The organism is Microbacterium sp. NPDC090007, from assembly GCF_044748345.1.
GTDB lineage: Bacteria > Actinomycetota > Actinomycetes > Actinomycetales > Microbacteriaceae > Microbacterium.
Genome location: NZ_JBIVFV010000002.1, coordinates 340,024 through 363,149 on the forward strand (window position 1 = coordinate 340,024; position 23,126 = coordinate 363,149).

Genomic DNA, 23,126 nt, shown 5'->3' on the forward strand with positions numbered 1-23,126 from the left:
AGGTGTCACCCACGAAGGTCCATCGGTTCGCGCGTCTGCCGGTATCGTCGGCCGGACCGCGTGCCGATGTTCACCACTCGGGTGATGGCCGCGCGGCCCAGGTGCATACGGGCGGCCCGCGCGGCGGCGGCGGCTTCACTCGGCGACTCGTACCAGCGCGAGCACATGAGAACGGGGACGCCGTCGAGGCGCAGCGCCCACCCGTGCCGCGTCGACAGATCGCCACGCAGGGTGGTGGTCGACAGGTCCGCCGCACGCTCGCGCAGGTGCTCGGCGTCGGCCCAGGCATGGTCGGGCGACGCGTGCAGCGCGGTCCCGCGCGCCAGTTCCCGGTTGTTGGTCGCGAGCAGGCGCCAGACCCCGTAGACGCCCGCGCCGGGCGCACCGTCGGCGGAGCGGATCGGCGGGGGCGCGGCAGTGGGGAGGATGCGGGCGCGGAACGCCAGCCACGACGTCAGCATCGGGTCGGTCGCCGACCGGAAGGTGTCGAAGACCACGCGCGCGGGCGCGGTCGGTCGTACGGAGAGCGGATTGCTCACGGATGGCCCCTGTCTGACGGACCTGCGCGCCGGGTCTTCGGGTCACCCGGCGCTGTTCCGCAGAGATGAAAGTGGCGGTCCCGTGTGGACACGGCGGGAGCAACGGGTGAACGGGCGGTTCACCACCCCTCAACGCTTCTCCGCGAGGATCTCGCGATCTGCTCACCCGATGCTTCGCCCGGAAGTGCGCGGCGCACGCCGGGCGCGTCCGGCTCCCATGTGACCGCGCGGGGCGAATCTCGTGTGACCGCGCGGGGCGAATCTCGGAGAACGGCGTGGAGCTCGGAACATCCGCGCCGAATCGTTCACGCATCGCGACATCTTCCGAGGTCGAGGCATCGTGCGCGCGAAGCGGGCGCCCGGGCGAGCTTGCGGGAGGCGGAGCGGGGCCGGGTGCGCCGGGGCGCCGGGGCGGAGGGCGGGGGTGCGGAACCGTGCCGCTCTTTTCGCGCTGAGACGGGGCGGAGGGCGGGATCCCGAGCGGAGGAACGGGATGCCCAGCGGGGGGATGCCGGCATCCCGTTGCTCGGATCGGGGCATCGTTCGGCGCCGGGCCGCGCCGGAGCACACTGGAGGCGGGGTCCGGCGGGGCGTCAGAGCGTACGGCGTCCCTCAAAGGCGCGGCCCAGCGTCACTTCGTCGGCGTATTCGAGGTCGCCGCCCACGGGCAGGCCGGAGGCCAGCCGGGTGACGCGGATCTCGAGGGTGTGCAGGAGCCGGCTGAGGTAGGTGGCCGTCGCCTCTCCCTCGAGGTTCGGATTGGTCGCGAGGATGACTTCTTGCACCGTTCCGTCGGCGAGACGCTGCATCAACTGCGTGACGCGGAGATCGTCGGGGCCGATTCCAGCGATGGGGCTGATCGCTCCGCCGAGGACGTGATAGAGCCCGCGGAATTCTCGTGTGCGCTCGATGGCGGCGACATCCTTGGCGTCCTCGACGACGCAGATGAGGGTGGCGTTGCGGCGCGGGTCGCGGCAGATCGAGCAGCGGTCCTGCTCGGAGACGTTGCCGCAGATCTCGCAGAACTTGACCTTGTCGCGGATCTCGCCGAGCAGGGTCGACAGCCGGGAGACGTCGAAGCTGGGCGACTGCAGGATATGGAAGGCGATGCGCTGCGCCGATTTCGGCCCGATACCGGGAAGGCGACCGAACTCGTCGATCAGGTCTTGCACGATGCCGTCGTACATCAGCTGAACCTCGTCGGGGGCTCGTAGGGCTCGTCGCGCACGTAGGTCGCCCCGAGCATCTGGCGGACCACGGCTTCGCCGTAGCGCTGGACGCCACCGCTGAGCGGAGGCATGCGCGGAACCACGACCGGGGGAAGGGGCGCCTCGTCCCGGTCCGCGGGGGGGATGACGTCGTCGTCGTCGACCTCGTCGGGAGCCGGGACCGAGGGGGTCACCTCGCGCGCGGGCAGCACGACGCCTTCGGGGGCGAGGGGGGCGACGGGAGCGGCGGTCGCCTCGGCGGGTTCGTCGTCGACGGCGAGGGCCGTCGCGGCGGGCGCGCCGGCACCGTCGGAGGAGGGGATCGGCGCGACCGCCCACTCGGTCACGGACGAGGCGTAGGGCGCCGAGGCGGCGGCGCGTGGGCCGGGTGCCGGACCGCGGGCTGCTGCCGGACCGCGGGTTGCTCCCGGACCGCCCTGCCCCGGACCGGCCGGACCGCGCGGCGTGCCACCGGGCCCGGCATCGCCGTCGAGCCGGGCGAGGTATTTCACGCGGATGCCGAGCACGGCCTGGATGGCCTGCCGGAGGTCTTCGCTCGGACCGCCCTCGGGTGTGCGGGTCTTGAACGCCGTGAGATCGGACGTCGTCCGGAAGGCGAGGGTGAGCACGTCGTCGTCGAACGCCGCAACGGTCGAGGTCGACACCGTGAGCCACGAGGAACGGCTCGCGACCTCGAGCTGGCCGAGGACCTCGGGCCAGGCATCGCGCACGTGGGCGAGCTCGATGGGTCCTTTGGGGGTGACCGGCGGGGTGGGGGCGACGGGCTCGAGGGGCGAGGCGTCGGCGTCGGGGGCCGTCCCAGACGAAGCCGTGTCGGACGAAGCCGTCTCGGCGGGGGCCGTCTCGGCGGGGGCCGTCTCGGCGGGGGCCGTCTCGGCGGGGGCCGTCTCGGCGGGGGCCGTCTCGGCCGCGGTCGCCGGTACCGGGGACGTCTCGGTTCCGGCTGCGGACTCGTCGGCGGTGGGCGGAGTCGTCGAAGGGACGGACGGTGTCTGTACGGGCGCCGCAGGCTCGTCCGCCACCGCATCGCGCGAGGGGGAGCCGGGAGTGGGCGCAGTGTCGAACGGGTGGGCGTCCTCGTCGAAGGGCGGCGGCGCGTCGTCGTCGGTGAAGGGCGGCGGAGCGTCGTCGTCGGTCGAGACCGGCCGCGCCGGCTCGGATGTACGCGGGGGCGCCGAAGCGGCGCGGTCCGACGACGAAGAACCCGCCGATCCGGGCGCCGCGATGCGCGGCGGAGCGCCTGCCGACGACGCCGCCGCCCGCGGCTGAGCAGCATCGAGCGAGGCCACGCTCGGCGCCGCCACACCGGGCGGGGCCACCCCCGGCGACGCGACCGGCGAGGCCACCCCCGGCGACGCCACGCTCGGCGACGCCACACCCGGCGACGCGACCGGCGCTGCCACACCGGGCGACGCCACGCTCGGCGACGCAACACTCGGCGACGTGACACCCGGCGACGACCCCGCAGCCGGGGCGGCGACGCGCGGAGCGGCGGGGGACGCCACGCGCGGTGGCGCACCGGCCGGTGCCGCGCCCGGCGATGCCACGGCCGGCGATGCCGCGCGCGCCGGAGCATCGCCCGGCGCGGCGATGTCGGCGGCGGGAGAGGCGGGTCGTCCGATCGCGGGGGCCACGGCGGCCGACCCCGCGCGCGCCACGTCGAGGTCGTGCACGACCGCCGGGGACGCGCCCTGCGCCGACCCGGCGTGGGTCAGCACGCGGGCGACGAGCAGCTCGAGCTGCAGGCGCGGCGAGGTCGCCCCGGTCATCTCGTCGAGCGCCGCGACGACGAGGTCGGCCGTGCGCGACAGACGCGTGACGCCGAAGGCCGTCGCCTGGCGTGCCATGCGTTCGAGCTCGTCGTCGGGCACGCCCCGCAGGACGGCGGAGGCGCCCGCACCGGTGGCGGCGACGACGATGAGGTCGCGCAGACGCTCGAGCAGATCGTCGACGAAGCGCCGGGGGTCCTGCCCCGTCTGCACGACCCGGTCTACCGCAGCGAAGGCTCCCCCGCCGTCACCCGCGGCGAACGCGTCGACGACCTCGTCGAGCAGTTCGGAGTGGGTGTAGCCCAACAGCGCGACGGCGCGCTCGTACCGCACGAGGACGTGTCCCGCGGCATCCGCATCGGAACCGGCGATGAGCTGGTCCAGCAGCGACAGCGTGTCGCGCGGCGACCCCCCACCGGCACGCACGACCAGCGGCAGCACCCCGGCCTCGACACCGACCCCCTCGGTCTCGCAGAGCTCTTGGACGTACTCGAGCATCGCGGCCGGCGGTACCAGACGGAACGGATAGTGGTGGGTTCGCGACCGGATGGTGCCCAGCACCTTCTCGGGCTCGGTGGTCGCGAAGATGAACTTGACGTGCGCGGGCGGTTCTTCGACGAGCTTGAGCAAGGCGTTGAAGCCCTGCTGCGTGACCATGTGGGCCTCGTCGAGGATGAAGATCTTGAAGCGGTCGCGCGCCGGGGCGAAGATCGCGCGCTCGCGCAGATCACGGGCGTCGTCGACACCGTTGTGGCTGGCGGCGTCGATCTCGACGACGTCGAGCGACCCACCGCCCCCGCGCCCGAGCTCGACGCAGCTGTCGCAGACACCGCAGGGGGTGTCGGTCGGACCGGCCGCACAGTTGAGGCAGCGCGCCAGGATGCGCGCCGAGGTGGTCTTGCCGCAGCCGCGCGGACCCGAGAACAGATACGCGTGACCGACGCGGTCGCTGCGCAGAGCGGTCATGAGCGGCTCGGTCACCTGCGACTGCCCGATCATCTCGCCGAACGCCTCGGGGCGGTATCGGCGGTACAGGGCTGTCGTCACTCCTCCAGCCTACGGCGTCCCTCCGACATCGCCTCCGCCGAGGTCGGTCGCGCCCCGCGGGACACCGGATGCCGGGTCCCGGGCAGTCACCGGAACAGGACGATCCACCAGAACAGGACGATCCGCCGCATATCCCCCTGTCTTCGCCGCGTCCCCTGTTCTCGTGACCGGACGGGACGTCGGACCCCGCCCCGTCCGCGTCCCCTGTTCTCGTGACCGGACGGGACATCGGACCCCACCCCGTCCGCGTCCCCTGTTCTCGTGACCGGACGGGACATCGGACCCCACCCCGTCCGCGTCCCCTGTTCTCGTGACCGGACGGGACGTCGGACCCCACCCCGTCCCCAGAACAGGACGATTCACCAGAACAGAACGATCCGCCGCACGTCGGCCTGTTCTCGACACGTCGCCCTGTTCTCGTGACCACATCCACGCGCGCCCGCGCCACCGCGGAACGCGGAACGCGGCGACAACCCGTGAAGGGATGCCGCCGCGCTCCGAGAAGGAGGATCAGTCGTCGAAGCCCACCGGGATCGGCGCATCGTCGTCGTTGACGACCGGGATGGTCGCCGTGACGATCGGCACCGAGGCCGACAGCAGCGTGCCGTCCTCGCGCACCGACCCCTCGAGCTGACGGATCGAGGGGCGGCCCGGCCGCACGGGACCCTGGCCGTGCAGGGCGACGCGCACGGTCTCGCCGGGGGCGACGGTGTAGTCCACGTCGCGCACCGCGAACTCGACCGGCTTGCCCGTCGATCCGGCCGAGAGGGTGAGCGCCCCCGCGGTGAGGGTGACGTGCAGGCGCGTGCCGTGCCAGTGCAGCACGTACGACAGCTCGGGCCAGTCCGCCGGCAGACGCGGGTCGAAGGTCAGGCGGCCGAAGTGGTCGCGCATCCCGCCGAAGCCGCTCACGAGTGCCGTCCACACCCCGCCCGCCGAGGCGACGTGCACGCCGTCGGAGGCGTTGTGGTGCAGGTCGCCGAGATCGACGAACGCGGCCTGGCGGAAGTACTCCAGCGCGAGGTCCTGGTAGCCCACCTCGGCGGCGAGGATCGACTGCACGACCGCCGACAGCGTCGAGTCGCCCGTGGTGAGCGGGTCGTAGTACTCGAAGTCGGCGAGCTTCTCGGCATCCGTGAAGTGATTGCCCTGCAGGAACAGCGCGAGCACGACGTCGGCCTGCTTGAGCACCTGGTACCGGTAGATCACCAGCGGGTGGAAGTGCAGCAGCAGGGGACGCTGGTCGGGCGGGGTGTTCTCGAGGTCCCAGATCTCGCGCTCGAGGAACACCGCGTCCTGGGGATGGATGCCGAGAGCCTCGCTGAACGGGATGTGCATCGCCTCTGCGGCGCGCTCCCACCGCTCGGGCTCCGAGGGGTCGAGGTTCATGCGGTCGGCCATGTGGGCGTACGCGTCGGGGTCGTTCTCGGCCAGGTCGCGGACGGTCCGGGCGGCGAAGCGCAGGTTGAAGCGCGCCATGACGTTGGTGAAGAGGTTGTCGTTGACGACGGTGGTGTACTCGTCGGGCCCGGTGACGCCGTGGATGTGGAACGAGTCGTGCTCGCCGTCCGAGGCGTCGTCGCTGGAGCGCCAGAACCCGAGCGTCGACCACAGCCGCGCGGTGTCGACGGCGATGTCCACGCCCTCTCGCGCGAGGAACTCCTCGTCGCCGGTGGCGCGGACGTACTTGGCCAGCGCGTACGCGACGTCGGCGTTGATGTGGTACTGCGCGGTGCCGGCGGCGTAGTACGCCGAGGCCTCTTCGCCGTTGATCGTGCGCCACGGGAAGAGCGCCCCCGCCTCGTTGAGCTGGTGCGCGCGCTTGCGCGCGGCCGGCAGCATGAGCGAGCGCATGCGCAGCGCGTTGCGCGCCCACAGCGGCGAGGTGTACGCCAGGAACGGCAGCACGTACACCTCGGTGTCCCAGAAGTAGTGGCCGCTGTAGCCCGAACCGGTGACGCCCTTGGCCGGCACACCCTGACCGTCGGCACGGGCCGCGGCCTGCGCGAGCTGGAACAGGCACCAGCGCGTTGCCTGCTGCAGGTCGCCGTGTCCGCCGATGCGCACGTCGGAACGGTCCCAGAAGTCGGCGTACCAGGCGATCTGCTTGTCGACGAGACCGTCGACCCCGGTCTCGACGGCACGGTCGAGGGTGCGGCGGCAGCGATCGAGCAGTTCTCCGGCGGGCACGCCGCGCGAGGTGTGGTAGCTGACGAGCTTGGTGATGGTGGTCGGGACGCCGGCGCGCGCCTGCACCCGGAAGACGTTCTTGGCGATGTCCGGCTCGACGAGCTGACGGGCGGTGTACTCGTTCTGCGTGTCGACCAGGTGGTCGGCGATGACGGCGAGCGTCATGTGCGACTCGCTCACCTCGTAGCTGAGCGCCGAGCGGTTGGCGTCCTGCCAGTACTCGCGCGGTTGCAGCACGCGGTCCGACAGCTTCTCGGTCTTGCGGGGGTCGAAGCCGTCCTTGGCGGATGCCATGGGCGATCCGCCGTAGATGCCCTCGCCGTCCTGACGGTTCAGCAGCTGGCTGCTGACCACGACCGGGGCGTCGGCGTCGAGGACCGTGACGGTCAGACGCAGCACGGCCAGGTGCTTCTCGTCGAAGGACACGAAGCGCTCGTCCTCGATGCGCACGCGCTTGCCCGAGGGCGTCACCCACAGCAGGTTGCGGCGCAGGATGCCCTGGCGCATGTCGAGCACCCGCTCGTACTCGCGCACGTCGGCGACGTCGAGCGACAGCGGCTCGTCGTCGACGTAGACGCGCATGACCTTGGCATCCGGTGCGTTGATGATCGTCTGCCCGACCTCGGCGAAGCCGTAGGCCTGCTCGGCGTGGCGGATGGGGAAGGTCTCGTGGAACCCGTTGATGAAGGTGCCCTGCTCCTGGGCGAAGCGGCCTTCGATCGAGTTGCCGCGCAGTCCGAGATAGCCGTTGCCGACGGCGAAGAGGGTCTCGGTGACCCCCACGTCGTCGATCGAGAACTCGGTTTCGACGAGTCGCCACTCGTCGATGGGGAAACGATCGCGATCGATCATCGGGAGGTGCCTTCCGGTGGCGGGTTCGGGCGCCGCGCGACGGAGGGGGGCCGTGCGCGCGGGTGGTGCGGGGTCTCGGCGCCGGCGGCGTCGAGGGGCGGTCGCGGGAGGGCGACGGCTCAGTCTACGAACGCGGCGAGGTCGTCGACGACCACGGTGGCGCCGGCGGCGGCGAGGTCGTCCGCTCCGACCCCGCGGTCGACGCCGACGACCACGCCGTAGCCGGCGGCCGCGGCCGAGCGCACGCCGCTGAGGGCGTCCTCGACGGCCACGCTGCGGGCCGGATCGACGCCCAGCATGCGCGCGGCCTCGGCGAACACGTCGGGGGCGGGTTTGGAGGCGAGGTGGTCGCGCTCGGCCACCACCCCGTCCATCACGACGGGGAAGCGGTCGCGGATCCCGGCCGCCTCGAGCACCTCGACGGCGTTCTTCGAGCTGGAGACCACGGCGATGGGGGTGCCCGCCGCCTGCAGGCGGTCGAGCAGCGCGACGGATCCCGGGTACGGCCGGATGCCCTCGCTGCGCAGGATGCGCGAGAACACCTCGTTCTTGCGGTTGCCGACGCCGCAGACGGTGTCTTCCGACGGGTCGTCCGAGGGGTCGCCCCAGGGGACCTCGACGTCGCGGCTGCGCAGCAGGCTCGCGACCCCGTCGTAGCGCTTCTTGCCGTCCACGTATTCGAAGTAGTCCCGGTCGGTGTACGCCGGCTCGATGCTCCACGCCGCGAAGAGCTCGTCGAACATGGTCTTCCAGGCCCGCATGTGCACCTCGGCGGTGGGGGTGAGCACACCGTCGAGGTCGAACAGGACCCCCTCGAACGCGGTGAGGTCGGGCAGGTCGGGACTCTCGGTCACGGCGGGCTCCAGATCGGGGTGCGGTGGCGCGGGCGCCCGGTGCGCCGCCCTTCCAGCGTAGCGGCGGGGCCGGTCCGCGGGTCTCAGCGCGCGGTCGGCGTCAGCGCGCGTCCACCGATCCACACTCGCGACGGATGCCACGCGGCATCCCACTGCACGAGGTCGGCCGTGGCCCCCTCGGCGATGTGCCCGACGTCGGTGCGACCGAGGGAGCGCGCGGCGTTCTCGGTGCAGGCCGCCAGCACCGCCGCGGGATCCAGCCCCGCGGCGATCATGCGACGTACGCCCTCGTCGAGCACGATGCCGGCGCCCGCGATCGTGCCGTCGCGGCGGCGACCGAGGCCGTGGGGATCGTTCGCGACGGGCTGCCCGCCGAAGTCGAGCCATTCGCCGGCGTCGGTCCCCGCCGTCACGATCGCGTCGGTCACGCCGACCGTGCGGCGCCCCGCGCTCGCCAGCACGAGCGAGACGACGCTCGGATCGAGGTGCCGGCCGTCGATGATCGTGCCGACGAAGAACCGGTCGTCGGTGAGGACGGCTCCCGGCACCCCGGGTTCGCGGGGCGAGAGGGGGCGTTGCGCGTTGAAGACGTGCGTCGTCATCGTCGCTCCGGCGTCGCCCGCGGCGTGCACCTGCGCGGCGGTGGCGTCACTGTGGCCGACGGCCACCACGTAGCCCTCACCGGTCAGCCGCCGGGTCGCCTCGATCGCGCCCGGAAGCTCGGGAGCCAAAGTGATCGTGCGCAGCGCCTCGCGCGCGGCGGGCCGCGCCAAGAGGGTGTCCAGATGCGCAGGCTCCGGCGCCAGCATGTGCTCGGCGCGGTGCGCGCCCTTTCGCGCGGGGGCGAGGAACGGCCCCTCGAGGTGCGCGCCGAGGACCCGCGCGACCGACTCGCCCGCGAAGGCGTCGCGTGCACGGCCGATCCGCTCGAGGGCCGCGACCGTGTCGGGCAGCGGCGCGGTGATGACGGTCGGTTCGACACCCGTCACCCCCCGCTCGGCGAGGCCGCCGAGCAGCGTGCGCCACCCCTCGGCGTCGGCCGCGGCGACGTCGACGCCGAAGGAGCCGTTCACCTGCAGGTCGAGCATCCCCGCCGACAGCACTCCGTCCACGACGTCGTGGTCGACGTCCTCTTCACCCGTCGCCGGGCGGATGCGCACGATGCGTCCCCCGTCGACCTCGAGCACGACCGGCCCGACGAACGCCCCGGCGATGAGGGCGCGCGCGGCGCGCAGGCGCATCACAGCCCCTGCCCCGCCGGCTTGCCGGCGTACGTGGTGCGGTAGTACTCGCCGAAGGCGAGCTGGCTCGCGGCATCCTCGTCGACGACGACGGTGGCGTGCGGGTGCAGCTGCAGCGCCGATGCGGGCCAGCGAGAGGACAGCGGACCCTCGACGGCCTCGCGCACGGCCTGCGCCTTGCCCCGCCCGAAGCCGAGCATGATCGCGTGCCGGCTGTCGAGGATGGTCGCGAGCCCCTGGGTGAGGCAGTGCGTCGGCACGAGGTCGAGGTCGCCGTCGAAGAACCGCGCGTTGTCCTGCCGTGTGCGGGGGGTCAGCGTCTTCACACGGGTGCGGCTGGCCAGACTCGACATCGGCATGTTGAAGGCGAGGTGACCGTCGGAACCGATCCCCAGGATCTGCAGGTCGATCCCCCCCGCCGCGCGGATCCGCTCCTCGTAGGCGGGCCCCGCCTCGAGCGGATCCATGTCGAGATCGCCGGGACCGATGATCGCCTCGGGGGCGAAATCGACGTGACGTTCCAGTTCGGTGCGGATGAACTCGCGGTAGCGCTCGGGATGACCGGCCGCAAGCCCCACGTACTCGTCGAGCAGGAAGGCCCGGGCCCGCGCGAAGCTGAGTCCGCCGCCGCGGTGCCGCCGCGCGAGCTCGCGGTAGACGGGCAACGGCGTCGATCCGGTGGCCAGCCCGAGCACGGCGTCGGGCGTGCGGTCCAGCAGCGCGCAGTACGCGTCGGCGACGAGGATCGCGGCATCCTCGGGGCGGGGGACGATGACGACCTCCATCACAGCACCTCGATGATGTCGTTCTTGAGCATCTCGGCGCGGGGGCCGAACACCGCCTGCACGTTGTCGCCGACCTCGAGCACCCCGGCGGCGCCCAGCTGCTTGAGGCGCGCGTGGTCGACCAGGGTACGGTCGGCGACCTCCATGCGCAGACGCGTGATGCACGCGTCGACGTGCGTGAGGTTGTCACGGCCTCCGAAGGCCGCGATCAACTGCTCGGCGAGGGACTCCTCCGCCGCCGGGGCGACGACGACGGGGGCGGATGCCGTGACCGGCTGCGACGCTCCGGCCACCGGTGCCGAGGTCTCGGCATCCACCGCGGGTGCCTCCGCCGCGGGGGCCGAGAGGTCCTCGCGCCCCGGGGTGCGCAGGTTCCACCTCTTGATGACGAGGCGGAACAGCAGGTAGTACACGGCGAAGTAGACCACGCCCATGACCACCAGCATCCACACGTTGTTCGCCGCCGGCGCGGTGCCGTACAGCAGCAGATCGAACAGTCCCGCCGAGAACGAGAAGCCGAGGTGGATGTCGAGCAGGTAGGCCACGGCGAGCGAGATGCCGGTGAGCACGGCGTGCACGACGTAGAGCGGGAACGCGGCGAACATGAAGGCGAACTCGAGCGGTTCGGTGACGCCGGTGAGGAAGGCGGTCAGGCCCGCCGCACCGAGGATGCCGATCGCGGCCTTGCGCTGTGCGGGGTTGGCGAGGTGGATCATCGCCAGGGCGGCGGCCGGCAGACCGAACATCAGCACCGGGTAGAAGCCCGAGGTGAGCGCACCCGCCGTGGGATCGCCCGCGGCGAAACGCGTGAGCTCTCCGGTGACGACGCTGCCGTCGCCCTCGGTGTAGGAGCCCTGCAGGAACCACACGTAGGAGTTGAGGATGTGGTGCAGTCCCACCGGGATGAGCATGCGGTTGGTGAAGCCGTACACGAAGGCGCCCAGAGCGCCGGTGCCGCCGATGAAGGCGCCGAGACCGGTGAGGCCGGTGTTGAAGATCGGGTAGAAGTAGCTCAGCCCGAAGCCGACGACCAGGCTCGCCAGCGACACGACGATCGGGACGAACCGGCGTCCGCCGAAGAAGCCCAGATACGAGGGCAGTTGGATGGTGTGGTACCGGTCGAACAGCCATGCCGTGAGCAGTCCGATGACGATGCCGCCGAAGACGCTGTAGTCGATCTGCACCTGATCGCCCGCCGCCGTCGTCTGCCCCGCGAGGACGACCGGCGACATGGCCGTGAACACGTTCGCGAGCACGAGATAGCCGACGACCGCCGAGAGCGCGGTCGAGCCGTCGGCCTTCTTCGCGAAGCCGATCGCCACGCCGACGGCGAACAACAGGGCGAGGTTGTCGAACAGCGCACCGCCGGCGGCGCTCATCGCCTGGAAGAACGGGCCGATCACCGGCAGGTCGATCTGCCCGAGCAGGTCGGGCTGGCCGAGGCGCAGCAGGATGCCGGCCGCGGGCAGGACGGCGATCGGCAGCATGAGGCTCTTGCCCAGGCGCTGCATCTGGGCGAAGCCCGGGATGCCGCGCCGACGGGCGGCGGGGGCGGTGGTGGTCATGGCGGGTTCTCTCTCGACGGTGAAGGAGGGGTCAGACGGACAGCAGAGGGGCACCGGGGGCGATGGCGTCGCCCTCGGCGGCGAGCACCGTGACGTCGGCGGCGGGGCGTTCGAGTACGACGACCGGCACGACGGTGGCGAGCCCGGCGGCACGCACGGCGGGGACGTCGTAGGCGATGATCGGGGCGCCCGCGGTGACGCGGTCGCCCTTCGCGGCGAACGCGGTGAAGCCCGCACCCTTCAGCTGCACCGTGTCCAGGCCCAGGTGCACGAGCACGGCCAGACCGTCGTCGCCGACGACGACGAAGGCGTGGGGGAAGACCTGCAGCAGCGTGCCGTCGATCGGCGCGACCGCGTCGACGACCTCGGCGGGCGGGTCGATGGCGACACCGGGCCCCATGGCGCCCTGCGCGAAGAGCGCGTCGGGGACGGCGGCGAGGCTCAGGACGGTTCCCACGAGCGGGGAATGGACAGCGGGCACGGGTACTCCTCGATGAGACGGCGGTTCGACGGTCCGCACCACCGTCCCCGTTTAGGCTGGAGAGGAACGCCGTTCCTCTGCACGATCCGCCCACTGGCTCGGACTGGTACGTACCAGTGAAAGTACGGGGTCGGGGTGGCCGTGTCAACACCGAAAGCCGATGCCGTCATGCCCCGCCTCCGAGACGCCGACGCACCGACCGCCGTCACCCCCGGCCCGATCCCCAAGCACGCCCAGCTGCGCGCGATCCTTCTGACCGACATCGGCAGTACGTGGCCCGCGCACGCCGCCATCCCCTCCGAGCGCGACCTCGCGAGCCGGCACGGCGTCAGCCGGGCCACCGTGCGCGAAGCCCTGCGCCAGCTCATCGAGGAGCAGAAGCTCTACACCGTGCAGGGCAAGGGCACCTTCGTCGCCGGCGAACGCGTGCAGTCGCAGCTGCACCTGGCCTCGTTCACCGAGGACATGCGACGCCGCGGAATGGTCGCCACCACCCTGGTCCGCCGCATCGAGCACGCGGTCCCCCCGCTCGAGGTGCGCGCGGCGCTCGGACTCGACGAGGGCGAGCACGCGTGGTCGATCGACCGCCTGCGCCTGGCCAACGGCATCCCCATGGCCCTCGAGACGGGGTGGTACTCCCCCCGCGCCGCGCACGACCTCGGCGACCGCGACCTCACCGCCTCGCTGTACGCGGTGCTCGCCGAACGCTACGGCGTACGCATCGACGCGGCCGAGCAGACCGTCTGGGCCGACACCGTCGACGGCGGCGTCGCCGACGCCCTCGACGTGCCCGCCGGAACAGCCGCCCTGGTGTTCCGCCGCACCTCGCGCGCGGCGGGCATGCCCGTGGAGTACGTCACCTCCTGGTACCGCGGCGACCGGTACCAGGTGCACATGGCCCTCGCCGGAGCCTGAACGGCGCGGCGCGCCGCTCCCCCGCGCTCAGGCGACCGACAGCGTCTGCCGCGCGATCTCGAGCTCTTCGTCGGTGGGCACCACGAGCACCTCGACACGCGAGGAGTCGGTGGAGATGCGACGGATGCCGCGCCCCCGGGCCGCATTGCGTTCGGCGTCGATCTCGACACCCGCGAAACCGAGCGTCGCCATCGCCTCGGCACGGACCGCCGCGGCGTTCTCGCCCACCCCCGCGGTGAACGAGATGACGTCGACGCCGTCGAGCTGGGCGAGGTAGGCGCCGGCATACGCGCGCAGGCGGTGGATGTACACGTCGAACGCGAGCCGCGCCGCCGGGTCGCCGGCCTCCCGCCGCTGCGTGATGTCGCGCATGTCGGAGACGCCCGCGATGCCCAGAAGTCCCGACCGCTTGTTCAGCAGCGTGTCCAGATCGGCGATCGACAGATCGGCACGGCGAGCCAGCTGCAGGAGCACCGCGGGATCGAGGTCGCCCGAGCGGGTGCCCATGACCAGGCCCTCGAGCGGGGTGAGGCCCATCGACGTGTCCACGGAGCGACCGCCCTCGATCGCGGTGACCGAGGCCCCGTTGCCGAGGTGGAAGACGATCTGCTTCAGCGCGGCGAGGGGCCGACCGACGAACGCCGCGGCGGCCTCGCTGACGAACTTGTGACTCGTGCCGTGGAAGCCGTACCGGCGGATGCGGTGCGCCTCGGCCAGCTCGCGGTCGATGGCGTACGTATACGCCTCGGGCGCGAGCGACTGGTGGAAGGCGGTATCGAACACCGCCACGTGCGGCACGGCGGGGAACGCCTTCTTGGCCGCGACGATGCCCGCGAGGTTGGCGGGGTTGTGCAGGGGGGCGAGCACCGAGAGCTCGTCGATGTTGATCTCGACGAGGGGGGTGACCACGGTGGGCGCGAAGAACCGCGCCCCGCCGTGCACCACGCGATGGCCGACGGCGACCGGCGCGTACCGCTCGAGCGAGGGCCCGTGGGCGGCGAAGGCCTCGAGCATGACGGCGAAGCCGGCGGTGTGGTCGGGGATCTCGCGTTCGATGGTGCTCGTGGCATCCGTCACCGTGGGCGCGGGACCGTCGGCGGCGGCGAGGGCGGCGGCCTTCACCGTGTGCGTCGCCACGCCCCCGGAGCCCGCGCCGGTCGCCGGCTCGCCGATGCGCTCGACCAGGCCGACGGCGAGCACGCTCTCGGTCGCCATGTCGAGCAGCTGGTACTTGAACGACGACGATCCGCTGTTGACCACGAGGACGACGCTCATCGGGTGCCTCCCTGGGCCTGGATCGCGGTGATGGCGATCGTGTTGACGATGTCGTCGACGAGTGCTCCGCGCGACAGGTCGTTGATCGGCTTGTTGAGCCCCTGCAGCACCGGGCCGATGGCCACGGCGCCCGCCGAGCGCTGCACCGCCTTGTAGGTGTTGTTGCCCGTGTTCAGGTCGGGGAAGACGAACACCGTCGCGCGGCCCGCGACCTCGGACCCGGGCATCTTGGCACGGGCCACCGCGGCGTCGGCGGCGGCGTCGTACTGGATGGGACCCTCGACCAGCAGCTCGGGGGCACGTTCGCGCACGAGAGCGGTGGCGGTGCGCACCTTCTCGACATCGGCCCCGGTGCCGGACTCCCCCGTGGAGTACGACAGCATCGCCACGCGCGGAGAGATGCCGAACTGCTCGGCCGTCGCCGCCGACGACACGGCGATGTCGGCGAGCTGCTCGCTGGTGGGATCGGGGATGACGGCGCAGTCGCCGTAGACCAGGACGCGGTCGGCGAGGGCCATGAGGAACACGCTCGACACGACCGAGACGCCGGGGGCGGTCTTGATGATCTCGAACGCGGGACGGATGGTGTGCGCCGTCGTGTGCGCGGCCCCGGACACCATGCCGTCGGCCAGGCCCAGGTGCACCATCAGCGTGCCGAAGTACGACACGTCGGTGACGGTGTCGGCGGCCTGGGCGTAGGTGACGCCCTTGTGGGCGCGCAGCCGCGCGTACTCGGTGGCGAACTTGTCGACGTGCACGGCGTCGAAGGGACTGAGCACCTCGGCGTCGCGGATGTCGATGCCGAGCTCGATCGCGCGCCCGCGCACCTCGATCGGTTCGCCGAGGATGGTCAGGTCGGCGATCCCTCGCGCCAGCACCGTCGCCGCGGCCCGCAGCACGCGGTCGTCGTTGCCCTCGGGCAGCACGATGCGGCGGCGGTCGGTGCGCGCGCGGTCGACCAGGCCGTACTCGAACATCAGCGGCGTCACGACGCTGGGGCGTGCCACACCCAGCTCGCGCGTGAGCAGCTCGGTGTCGACGTGGCGCTCGAACAGCGCCAGGGCGGTGTCGTAACGGTGCTGCGAGTCGGCCGCGAGGCGCCCGCGCGTGTTCATGATGCGCACGGCGGTGTCGTACGTGCCGAGGTCGGTGGCGATGATCGGCAGCGCCGACCCCAGGCCGTCGATCAGGCGCACGATGGCGTCGGGCAGCTCGAACCCTCCGTTGAGCACGATGCCCGCGAGCGAGGGGAAGGTGCCCGACGCGTTCGCCAGCAGCGCCGCCAGCAGCACTTCGGTGCGGTCGGCGGGGATGACGACGACCGCGGACTCCTGCAGCCGCGGCAGCACGTTCACCATCGACATGCCGGCGACGACCACGCCGAGGACCTCGCGCGTGAGCAGCGCCGGGTCGCCCTTGATCAACTCTCCCTCGACCGAGCGCAGGACACCGCGCACCGAGGGGGCGATGAGGAAGCGGTCCTCGGGCAGGGCCCACACCGGCACGGTCCGGCCGTCGGCGCCCGCGGGCGCGCTCGCATCGACCACCTGGCGCACGGATGCCACGACCTCGTCCAGGTGATCGGCGTCCGCACGGTTCGCGATGACGGCGAAGAGGGCCGCGCGCTCGTGCTGCAGCTCGGAGATCGCGAGCGAGGCGATCTGTCCGACCTCGTGCGGAGTGCGGGCGACCGACAGACCCAGTGTCTCGCCGTGGCCCTGCTGCGCCCGACCGCCCAGCACGAGCAGCACGGGGGCGCCCAGGTTGGCGGCGATGCGGGCGTTGTAGGCGAGTTCGGCGGGACTGCCGACATCGGTGTAGTCGCTGCCGATGACGACGACGGCGTCGCACTGCGCCTCGACGGCCTTGTAGCGCTCGACGATGCGGGCCAGCGCCGCGTCGGCGTCGTCGCGCACGTCGTCGTAGGTGACGCCCACGCAGTCGTCGTACGCCAGATCGACGCTGTCGTGGTCGAGCAGCATCTCGAGCACGTAGTCGCGCTCGGCGGTGGAGCGCGCGATGGGGCGGAACACCCCCGCGCGCGGGGTGACGCGGCTCAGGGCGTCGAGGACTCCCAGAGCCACGGAGGATTTACCCGAATGACCTTCGGCCGACGTGATGTAGATGCTCTGCGTCACGCGATCAGCCTATTGCGGGGCTCCGACATCGCCTCGGGGTTGCTTCGGCGTCGAGTCATCGGGACGCCACCCGTCTAGGCTCACGAGCGTGACCTCACCCGCGCCCGGAACCACCGTGCCCGACCACCGCGGCCGCACCGGCCTGCACCTCACCGGGCTCGACCTCGACCGCAACCCGCGCGTGCGGGTCGAGGACGTCGAGCTGCTCGCCGCCGGATGGCACGTGCTGCGCGCGACGACCTTGCGCTACCGCGGCGACGACGGAGAATGGGTCACGCAGAAGCGCGAGACCTACGATCGCGGCAACGGAGCGACGATCCTGCTGTACGACCCGGCTCGGCGCACGGTGCTGTTGACGCGGCAGTTCCGCTACCCCGTCTACGTCAACGACCATCCCGACGGCATGCTCGTCGAGACGGCCGCGGGGCTGCTCGACGACGACGACCCGGTCACCGCGATCCGTCGCGAGGCCGAGGAGGAGACCGGCGTCCGCGTCGACGACGTGGAGCACGTCTTCGACGTCTACATGAGTCCGGGATCGGTCACCGAGCGCCTGCACTTCTTCGCCGCCGCCTACGACGGGTCGACCCGCGAGGGCGACCGTGGCGGCCTGGCCGAAGAGGGAGAGGAGATCGAGATCCTCGAGTACGGCATCGACGACGCCCTCGCCGGGATCCGCGACGGATCGATCCAGGATGCCAAGACCATCATGCTGCTGCAGTGGGCGGTGCTGGACGGCCCCTTCGCCCGCGGCTGAGCCCGCGGCATCCCGCTTCGGGGCAAAAGAAAAGACCCTCCGCGCACCCGGTAGAGCCTGGTTACCCTTGCTACGTTTCCGTCCTGGGGGAGTTGGCCGGGATACCGCCACGCGGAGAGCCGAGTACAGCTTACCCGACGTCATGGCGAGCTCGTGGCGCGTCACAGTTCCACAGCCGAACAGCCGCGACCGATGTCGAGGGCCCCGCAGCTCGCGCAACGGGGCCCCGCAATTCGTTTGGGCAGATCAGCGAGTCGATCGCGAAGGAGATGCGCTGGGAGGCTTGGGGAAATGGTTCGCCGGACGCACCGAAGGCTCGACGCGGCCTTCCGCGAGACTGCCAGTGCCGTCTTCGTCAGCACGGCACTCGCCGCATTGGCCGGTCTCGTCGTCGCCCTGTTGACGCTGGCCTTCCCCGCAGTTCGCGACGAGGTCGGACGCTTCCTCAGCGACCCGGGGCTCTACACACGAGAGAGGTTCGCGGCCTTCGTCGCCGTTTTCAAGCCTTGGCCGCTCGGAAAGCGCGTAATGCCTCAAGCGGATGACGGTGCGGCCGGGGGCATCACGCTCCCCGGCCGCACCGCGTCTCTCCGATCAGCGCGACAGCCGCAGCGTCACCAGCTGGAACGGGCGCAGCTCCAGGTCGACGGCGCCGCCCGCGACGGCGGCGACCGCGACGGCATCCACCTTGCGCTCCAACAGGTCGGTCTCGGTGACGTCGGCGACGTCGAAACCGGCCTCCAGGCGCGCGTGCGTGCGCTGACCCAGCGCCTCGTAGAGACGCACGACGACGTCTCCCGAGCCGTCCTGCGCGAGCTTGACGGCCTCGACCACCACACCGGGCTGGTCGATCGACACCAGCGGCGCGACCGACTCCTCCGCGGCATCCGTCACCGTGCGCTCGGGCAGGTTGGTGCGGTACCCCTCGGCGACCGCGTCGACCACGTCGGCGCCGACGACGATGCCCACCTCGAGGTGGTGCTCACCCTGGTCCTGGCCCGGGTCGGGGAACATCGCGGAGCGGATGATCGACAGCCGCACGAGAGAGAACGTGCCACCAGCCTCGCTCGCATGGCGGGTGATGTCGTGGCCGTAGGTGGAGTCGTTCGTCACCGCGACCCCGAAGCCCGGCTCCGCGACCCGCACCCAGCGGTGCGCGGCCGTCTCGAAGCGGGCCGCGTCCCACGACGTGTTCGTGTGGGTGGGACGTGTGATGTGCCCGAACTGGATCTCGGATGCCGCCCGGTCGGTGTGCACGTCGACGGGGACGCCGAGCTTGAGCAGCTTCTGCTGCTCGTGCCAGTCGACGTCGAGGGACAGCCGCACGGTCCGCGCTCCCGCAGCGAGCGCGAAGCGCGTCACCATCGTGGAATCGCCGAACGAACGCTCCACCACCACCTCGTCGCCGTCGGCGCGTACCGCATCCGCCTGATCGAGGGGGGTGACGTGGCGACGGTACGTCTCGTCGATGTCCCACGCGTCCCACTGGGTGGGGGTGTCGCGGAAGACCTCGAACAGTCCCGCCACCTGGCCCGCAGGCACGACCTCACGACCGGATGCCACCTCGACGAGCGAGATGAGCAGGCCCCGCCCGTCGATCACCGCGTGGACGACGCCGTTGTCGAGAACGAAACCCGCCCCCTCGGCACGCGGAGTGACGTCGCGCGCCGAGGGGGCCGCCGCGATCCCGAGCGCCGGAGCTCCGGCGCGGGCGTGGGGGGCGGCGTTGGCGACCACGGCGCGATCTCCGGAGCCCACCAGCTGGCGCAGGCTCCCGGCGATGATCTGCTCGAGCTCCGCCGCAATGGCCGCGTAGTTGCGCTCGGCGTCGCGGTGCACCCAGGCGATCGAGGTGCCGGGCAGGATGTCGTGGAACTGCTGCAGCAGCACCAGTCGCCACAGCCGCCGGAAGGCCTCGGCCGGGTACTCGGCGCCGGTGCGCACGGTCGCGGTCGCCGCCCACAGCTCGGCCTCGCGCAGCAGGTGCTCGCTGCGGCGGTTGCCCTGCTTGGTGCGCAGCTGGCTGGTGTAGGTGCCGCGGTGGAACTCGAGGTACAGCTCCCCCGCCCACACGGCCGGATCGGCGTACTCGGCCTCGGCCGTCTCGAAGAACTCGCGCGGGGTCGAATGCTTCACGACCGGCGTGCCCTCGAGCGAGTGGGTGCGGGCGATCGTCGCGGTCATCTCGCGGGTGGGTCCGCCACCGCCGTCGCCGAAGCCGTACGGCAGGAGCGACGTGCGCGCACGGCCCTTGTCGGCGAAGTTGCGCTCGGCGTGGGCGAGGTCGGCCGCGGTGACCTCGGAGTTGTACTTGTCGACCGGGGGAAAGTGGGTGAAGATGCGCGAGCCGTCGATGCCCTCCCAGCGGAAGGTGTGGTGGGGGATGCGATTGGTCTCGTTCCACGAGATCTTCTGCGTGAGGAACCAGCGCGCCCCCGCGGCCTTCATGATCTGCGGCAGGGCACCGCTGTAGCCGAACGAGTCGGGCAGCCACACCTCTTCGGTGTCGATGCCGAACTCCTCGAGGAAGAACGACTTGCCCTCGACGAACTGTCGGGCCATCGCCTCGCCGCCCACCATGTTGGTGTCGGACTCGACCCACATGCCCCCCACGGGCACGAAGCGGCCCTCCGCGACGCGCATCTTCAGGCGCTCCCACAGGGCCGGATAGTGCTCCTTCATCCACGCGAACTGCTGCGCCGACGAGCTCGCGAACACGAACCCCGGGTCCTCGTCCATGAGCGAGAGCACGTTGCTGAACGTGCGCGAGACCTTGCGCGCGGTCTCGCGCACCGGCCACAGCCACGCCGAGTCGATGTGGGCGTGCCCGACCGCGTGCAGGACGTGGGCGCTGGATGCCGCGGGCGCGGCCATCAACGGCGCCAGCACGTCGCGAGCGGCCTGCGCCGTGCCCGCGACGTCGTCGGGGTCGACCGCGTCGATGGCGGCATCCATCCCCTCCAGCAGCGTCGCGCGACGCGCGGAGGTGGCGTCGAGCTCGGCGATCAGACCGTGCAGCAGGCGGTAGTCCTGCAGGAGCTCCCAGACCGCGACGTCGCGGAGCCCGATCGACATCTCGCGCATCACGTAGAGAGGCGCATCGCCCGCCGTCGCGGGATCGCCGACCGGGGTCGGTTCGAAGGTGAAGAGGCTCCCCACGTCGGGGTTCGATGCGGCCTCGACGAGGACGTCCACGCGTCCGTCGGCGTCGATCGCCGCGGCCGTGGCGTTGTTGAACGGTGAGATGCCCTTGATCGGCGCACCGTCGCGGTTCCAGATCAACGCCTCGCACTGGAAGCCGCTCTGGCCGGCCGTGAAGCCGAGGTCCACGACGAACTCGGCGACCGTGCCCTCGGGAAGGGCCCCCGAGCCGTCGCGCCACGCGGCCGGGACCTCACCCGACACGGCGAACCAGGTGGTGCCCCACGCCCGGCCCCACGGCGTTCCCACCGCGAAGGGGCGGTAGTCGGCATCCACCGCTTCGGCGAAGGTCACCGGTTCGCCCGGCGCCTCCCAGGCGGAGATGTCGAGGGGCTGTCGGGCGCGGTAGACGGCGGGGGCGAGACGCTCGCGGACGAAACGCTCGATGCGCATCTCGATGAGCGCGGTGCGGTCGTGCATGAAGGATTCCTTGTCTGGGGGGACGGGTCAGCCCTTGACCGCGCCGGCGAGAGCCGACGGGCCGCCCAATCCGCGCTGCACGAGGACGTACAGGCCGAGGACCGGAAGGGAGTAGACGATCGAGTAGGCCGCGAGCTGGCCGTAGGCCACGGCGCCGAACGAGCCGAAGAAGTTGAAGATGCTGACGGCGGCCGGCTGGTAGTCGGGGCTGAGCAGCAGCACGAAGGGGACGAAGAAGTTCCCCCACGCCTGGATGAAGGTGAAGATGAAGACCACCGCGATGCCGGGACGCATGAGCGGCAGCACGATCTGCACGAGGGTGCGCATCGATCCCGCGCCGTCCATCCAGGCCGCGTGCTCCAGCTCGACCGGGACGCCGTCCATGAAGTTCTTCATCATCCAGATCGCGATGGGCAGGGCGCTCGCGGTGAGGAAGAGGATCGTGCCGCCGATCGAGTCGATGAGGTTGAGCTGCACGAACAGGCTGTAGACGGGCACCATGATCGCCGTGATCGGCAGGCACGTGCCGAACAGCACCGCGTAGAGGAAGGGCTTGCCGACGCGCATCTTGTAGCGGGACAGCGGATAGGCCGCCAGCGAGGCGAGCACCACCGTCGCGATGGCGGTGCCGCCGGCCAGCAGCACGCTGTTCCACAGGGGCAGGAACAGCAGATCGGGCTTCATCACGGCCGCGAAGTTGTCGAGCGTGACGACCTCGGGCATCTTGATCGCCAGCGTCGGCTGCGCATCGAGCGACGCCGTCACCAGCCAGACCAGGGGGAACACGAACAGGATGCCGACGACGATCAGCAGCGTGTTCGAGACCACCCGCAGCACGCGGGTGCGGGGCGACGACAGCGAGGCCCGGGTGCGCCTCGGCGGGCGCGCGGCGGAGCGTGTGCGACCCGTGACCTCGGGGAGCGTGGTGGTGGCGCTCATGACGAGACCTCCTCGCGCAGCGCGCGGACGTAGAAGAACGAGAAGATCGCGCCGATGAGCAGCATGATCGTGGCGATGGCGGTGCCGTACCCCAGCTCGCCGAACTTCAGCCCCTGCTGGTACGCCAGGATCGGCAGGGTCGTGCTCTTGGTGCCGGGACCACCGCCGGTCATGACGAAGATGAGTGTGAAGACCGACAGGGTCTGCAGCGTCACGATCATCGAGTTCGTGCCGATCGTGGAGCGGATCATGGGGATCGTCACCAGCGCGAGCCGCTTGAGGCCGCTGGCCCCGTCCACCTCGGCCGCTTCGGTGATCTCGGGCGGCACGTCGGACAGGGCGGCCGAGTAGACCATCATCGAGAACGCCGTCCCGCGCCAGATGTTGGCGAAGATGACCATGAGCACCGGCATCGTGAACAGCCAGCTGACCGGTTCGATCCCGAAAACGGCCAGCACGGCGTTGAGCGTGCCGTTGTCGCGGAAGAAGGCGTAGGCGGCGAAGGCCGCGACGATCTCGGGGAGCACCCAGGCCGTGACGACGATCGTGCCGACGACGGCGGTGACGACACGGTTGCCCGAGCGCATCATCAGCGCCAGGGCGAGACCGAGCACGTTCTGGCCGATCACGGCGGAGAAGAACACGAACACGATGGTGTTGATCACCGAGACGGGGAAGTCGGCGGACGCGAACAGCTGCGTGTAGTTGTCGAAGCCGATGAACTCGCTCGCGACGGCCGTCGATCCCGACAGCGTCGCGTTGGTGAGCGAGCCCCAGAGCGACACCAGGATGGGACCGAGCAGGAACACCGCCAGGAGCAGGGCTGCCGGCAGGAGGGGGAGCGCCCGGACCGACGACCGGAGGCCGCGCGCCCTCGCGCGCGACCCCCGGCCGGTTCCGGTCGCCCCGGTCTGAGCCAGGGCGGTCAT

General features: G+C 71.5%; 16 protein-coding genes and 1 other RNA gene. 2 read left to right on the plus strand and 15 right to left on the minus strand.

The features are described 5' to 3' along the window. Positions 1-5: 5 nt before the first annotated feature. The 9 genes from ACIPVB_RS10120 to ACIPVB_RS10160 all read right to left on the minus strand — a co-directional run bounded on the left by ACIPVB_RS10120 (position 6) and on the right by ACIPVB_RS10160 (position 12,552). Positions 6-539, minus strand: coding sequence for a hypothetical protein (locus ACIPVB_RS10120; RefSeq protein ID WP_400368628.1), 534 nt, complete (start codon positions 537-539; stop codon positions 6-8). Between the two features lie 593 nt (positions 540-1,132). After that, the gene (gene recR / locus ACIPVB_RS10125; protein WP_056229546.1) at positions 1,133-1,726 is read right to left on the minus strand and encodes a recombination mediator RecR; all 594 of its coding nucleotides are present in this window, start codon (positions 1,724-1,726) and stop codon (positions 1,133-1,135) included. Next, positions 1,726-4,584: a DNA polymerase III subunit gamma and tau gene (locus ACIPVB_RS10130; RefSeq protein WP_400368629.1), complete on the minus strand. Its 2,859-nt coding sequence runs from the start codon at positions 4,582-4,584 to the stop codon at positions 1,726-1,728. The genes recR and ACIPVB_RS10130 overlap by 1 nt, the downstream gene beginning before the upstream one ends. A gap of 510 nt (positions 4,585-5,094) precedes the next feature. Then, complete coding sequence (locus ACIPVB_RS10135) at positions 5,095-7,626, minus strand: glycoside hydrolase family 65 protein (RefSeq protein WP_400368631.1); 2,532 nt, start codon at positions 7,624-7,626, stop codon at positions 5,095-5,097. A 119-nt stretch (positions 7,627-7,745) separates the two neighbouring features. Further along, on the minus strand, positions 7,746-8,480 hold the full coding sequence (locus tag ACIPVB_RS10140; RefSeq protein ID WP_400368633.1) for an HAD family hydrolase: 735 nt from the start codon (positions 8,478-8,480) through the stop codon (positions 7,746-7,748). 83 nt (positions 8,481-8,563) lie between these two features. Further along, the gene (locus ACIPVB_RS10145) at positions 8,564-9,721 is read right to left on the minus strand and encodes an N-acetylglucosamine-6-phosphate deacetylase (RefSeq protein ID WP_400368635.1); all 1,158 of its coding nucleotides are present in this window, start codon (positions 9,719-9,721) and stop codon (positions 8,564-8,566) included. After that, positions 9,721-10,506, minus strand: coding sequence for a glucosamine-6-phosphate deaminase (nagB, locus tag ACIPVB_RS10150; protein ID WP_400368636.1), 786 nt, complete (start codon positions 10,504-10,506; stop codon positions 9,721-9,723). Before nagB ends, ACIPVB_RS10145 begins: the two co-directional genes overlap by 1 nt. Beyond that, a complete protein-coding gene (locus ACIPVB_RS10155; protein ID WP_400368638.1) occupies positions 10,506-12,071 on the minus strand; it encodes a PTS transporter subunit EIIC in 1,566 nt (521 codons plus the stop codon). Before ACIPVB_RS10155 ends, nagB begins: the two co-directional genes overlap by 1 nt. A gap of 31 nt (positions 12,072-12,102) precedes the next feature. After that, entirely contained in the window at positions 12,103-12,552 is a 450-nt protein-coding gene (locus tag ACIPVB_RS10160) for a PTS glucose transporter subunit IIA (RefSeq protein ID WP_400368639.1), read from the minus strand. Between the two features lie 168 nt (positions 12,553-12,720). Between ACIPVB_RS10160 and ACIPVB_RS10165 the strand changes: the two genes are divergently transcribed. Next, positions 12,721-13,467, plus strand: a complete 747-nt coding sequence (locus ACIPVB_RS10165; protein ID WP_400368640.1) for a GntR family transcriptional regulator — start codon at positions 12,721-12,723, stop codon at positions 13,465-13,467. A gap of 27 nt (positions 13,468-13,494) precedes the next feature. Here the strand turns inward: ACIPVB_RS10165 and ACIPVB_RS10170 are convergent, their stop codons facing one another. Both ACIPVB_RS10170 and pta read right to left on the minus strand, forming a co-directional pair. After that, on the minus strand, positions 13,495-14,742 hold the full coding sequence (locus ACIPVB_RS10170) for an acetate/propionate family kinase (RefSeq protein WP_400368641.1): 1,248 nt from the start codon (positions 14,740-14,742) through the stop codon (positions 13,495-13,497). After that, positions 14,739-16,880 (minus strand): phosphate acetyltransferase, encoded by a 2,142-nt coding sequence (gene pta, locus ACIPVB_RS10175; RefSeq protein WP_400368642.1) that lies wholly within the window; start codon positions 16,878-16,880, stop codon positions 14,739-14,741. Before pta ends, ACIPVB_RS10170 begins: the two co-directional genes overlap by 4 nt. A gap of 88 nt (positions 16,881-16,968) precedes the next feature. Between pta and ACIPVB_RS10180 the strand changes: the two genes are divergently transcribed. Beyond that, a complete protein-coding gene (locus ACIPVB_RS10180) occupies positions 16,969-17,637 on the plus strand; it encodes an NUDIX domain-containing protein (protein ID WP_400368643.1) in 669 nt (222 codons plus the stop codon). A gap of 27 nt (positions 17,638-17,664) precedes the next feature. On the opposite strand, the gene ffs is transcribed toward ACIPVB_RS10180, so the two are convergent. The 4 genes from ffs to ACIPVB_RS10200 form a co-directional block, all read right to left on the minus strand. Further along, an RNA gene (gene ffs / locus ACIPVB_RS10185) (signal recognition particle sRNA small type) lies at positions 17,665-17,761 on the minus strand. Between the two features lie 470 nt (positions 17,762-18,231). After that, complete coding sequence (locus tag ACIPVB_RS10190) at positions 18,232-21,258, minus strand: alpha-mannosidase (protein ID WP_400368644.1); 3,027 nt, start codon at positions 21,256-21,258, stop codon at positions 18,232-18,234. A gap of 27 nt (positions 21,259-21,285) precedes the next feature. After that, entirely contained in the window at positions 21,286-22,197 is a 912-nt protein-coding gene (locus tag ACIPVB_RS10195; RefSeq protein WP_400368646.1) for a carbohydrate ABC transporter permease, read from the minus strand. Beyond that, positions 22,194-23,126: a carbohydrate ABC transporter permease gene (locus ACIPVB_RS10200; RefSeq protein ID WP_400368975.1), complete on the minus strand. Its 933-nt coding sequence runs from the start codon at positions 23,124-23,126 to the stop codon at positions 22,194-22,196. Before ACIPVB_RS10200 ends, ACIPVB_RS10195 begins: the two co-directional genes overlap by 4 nt.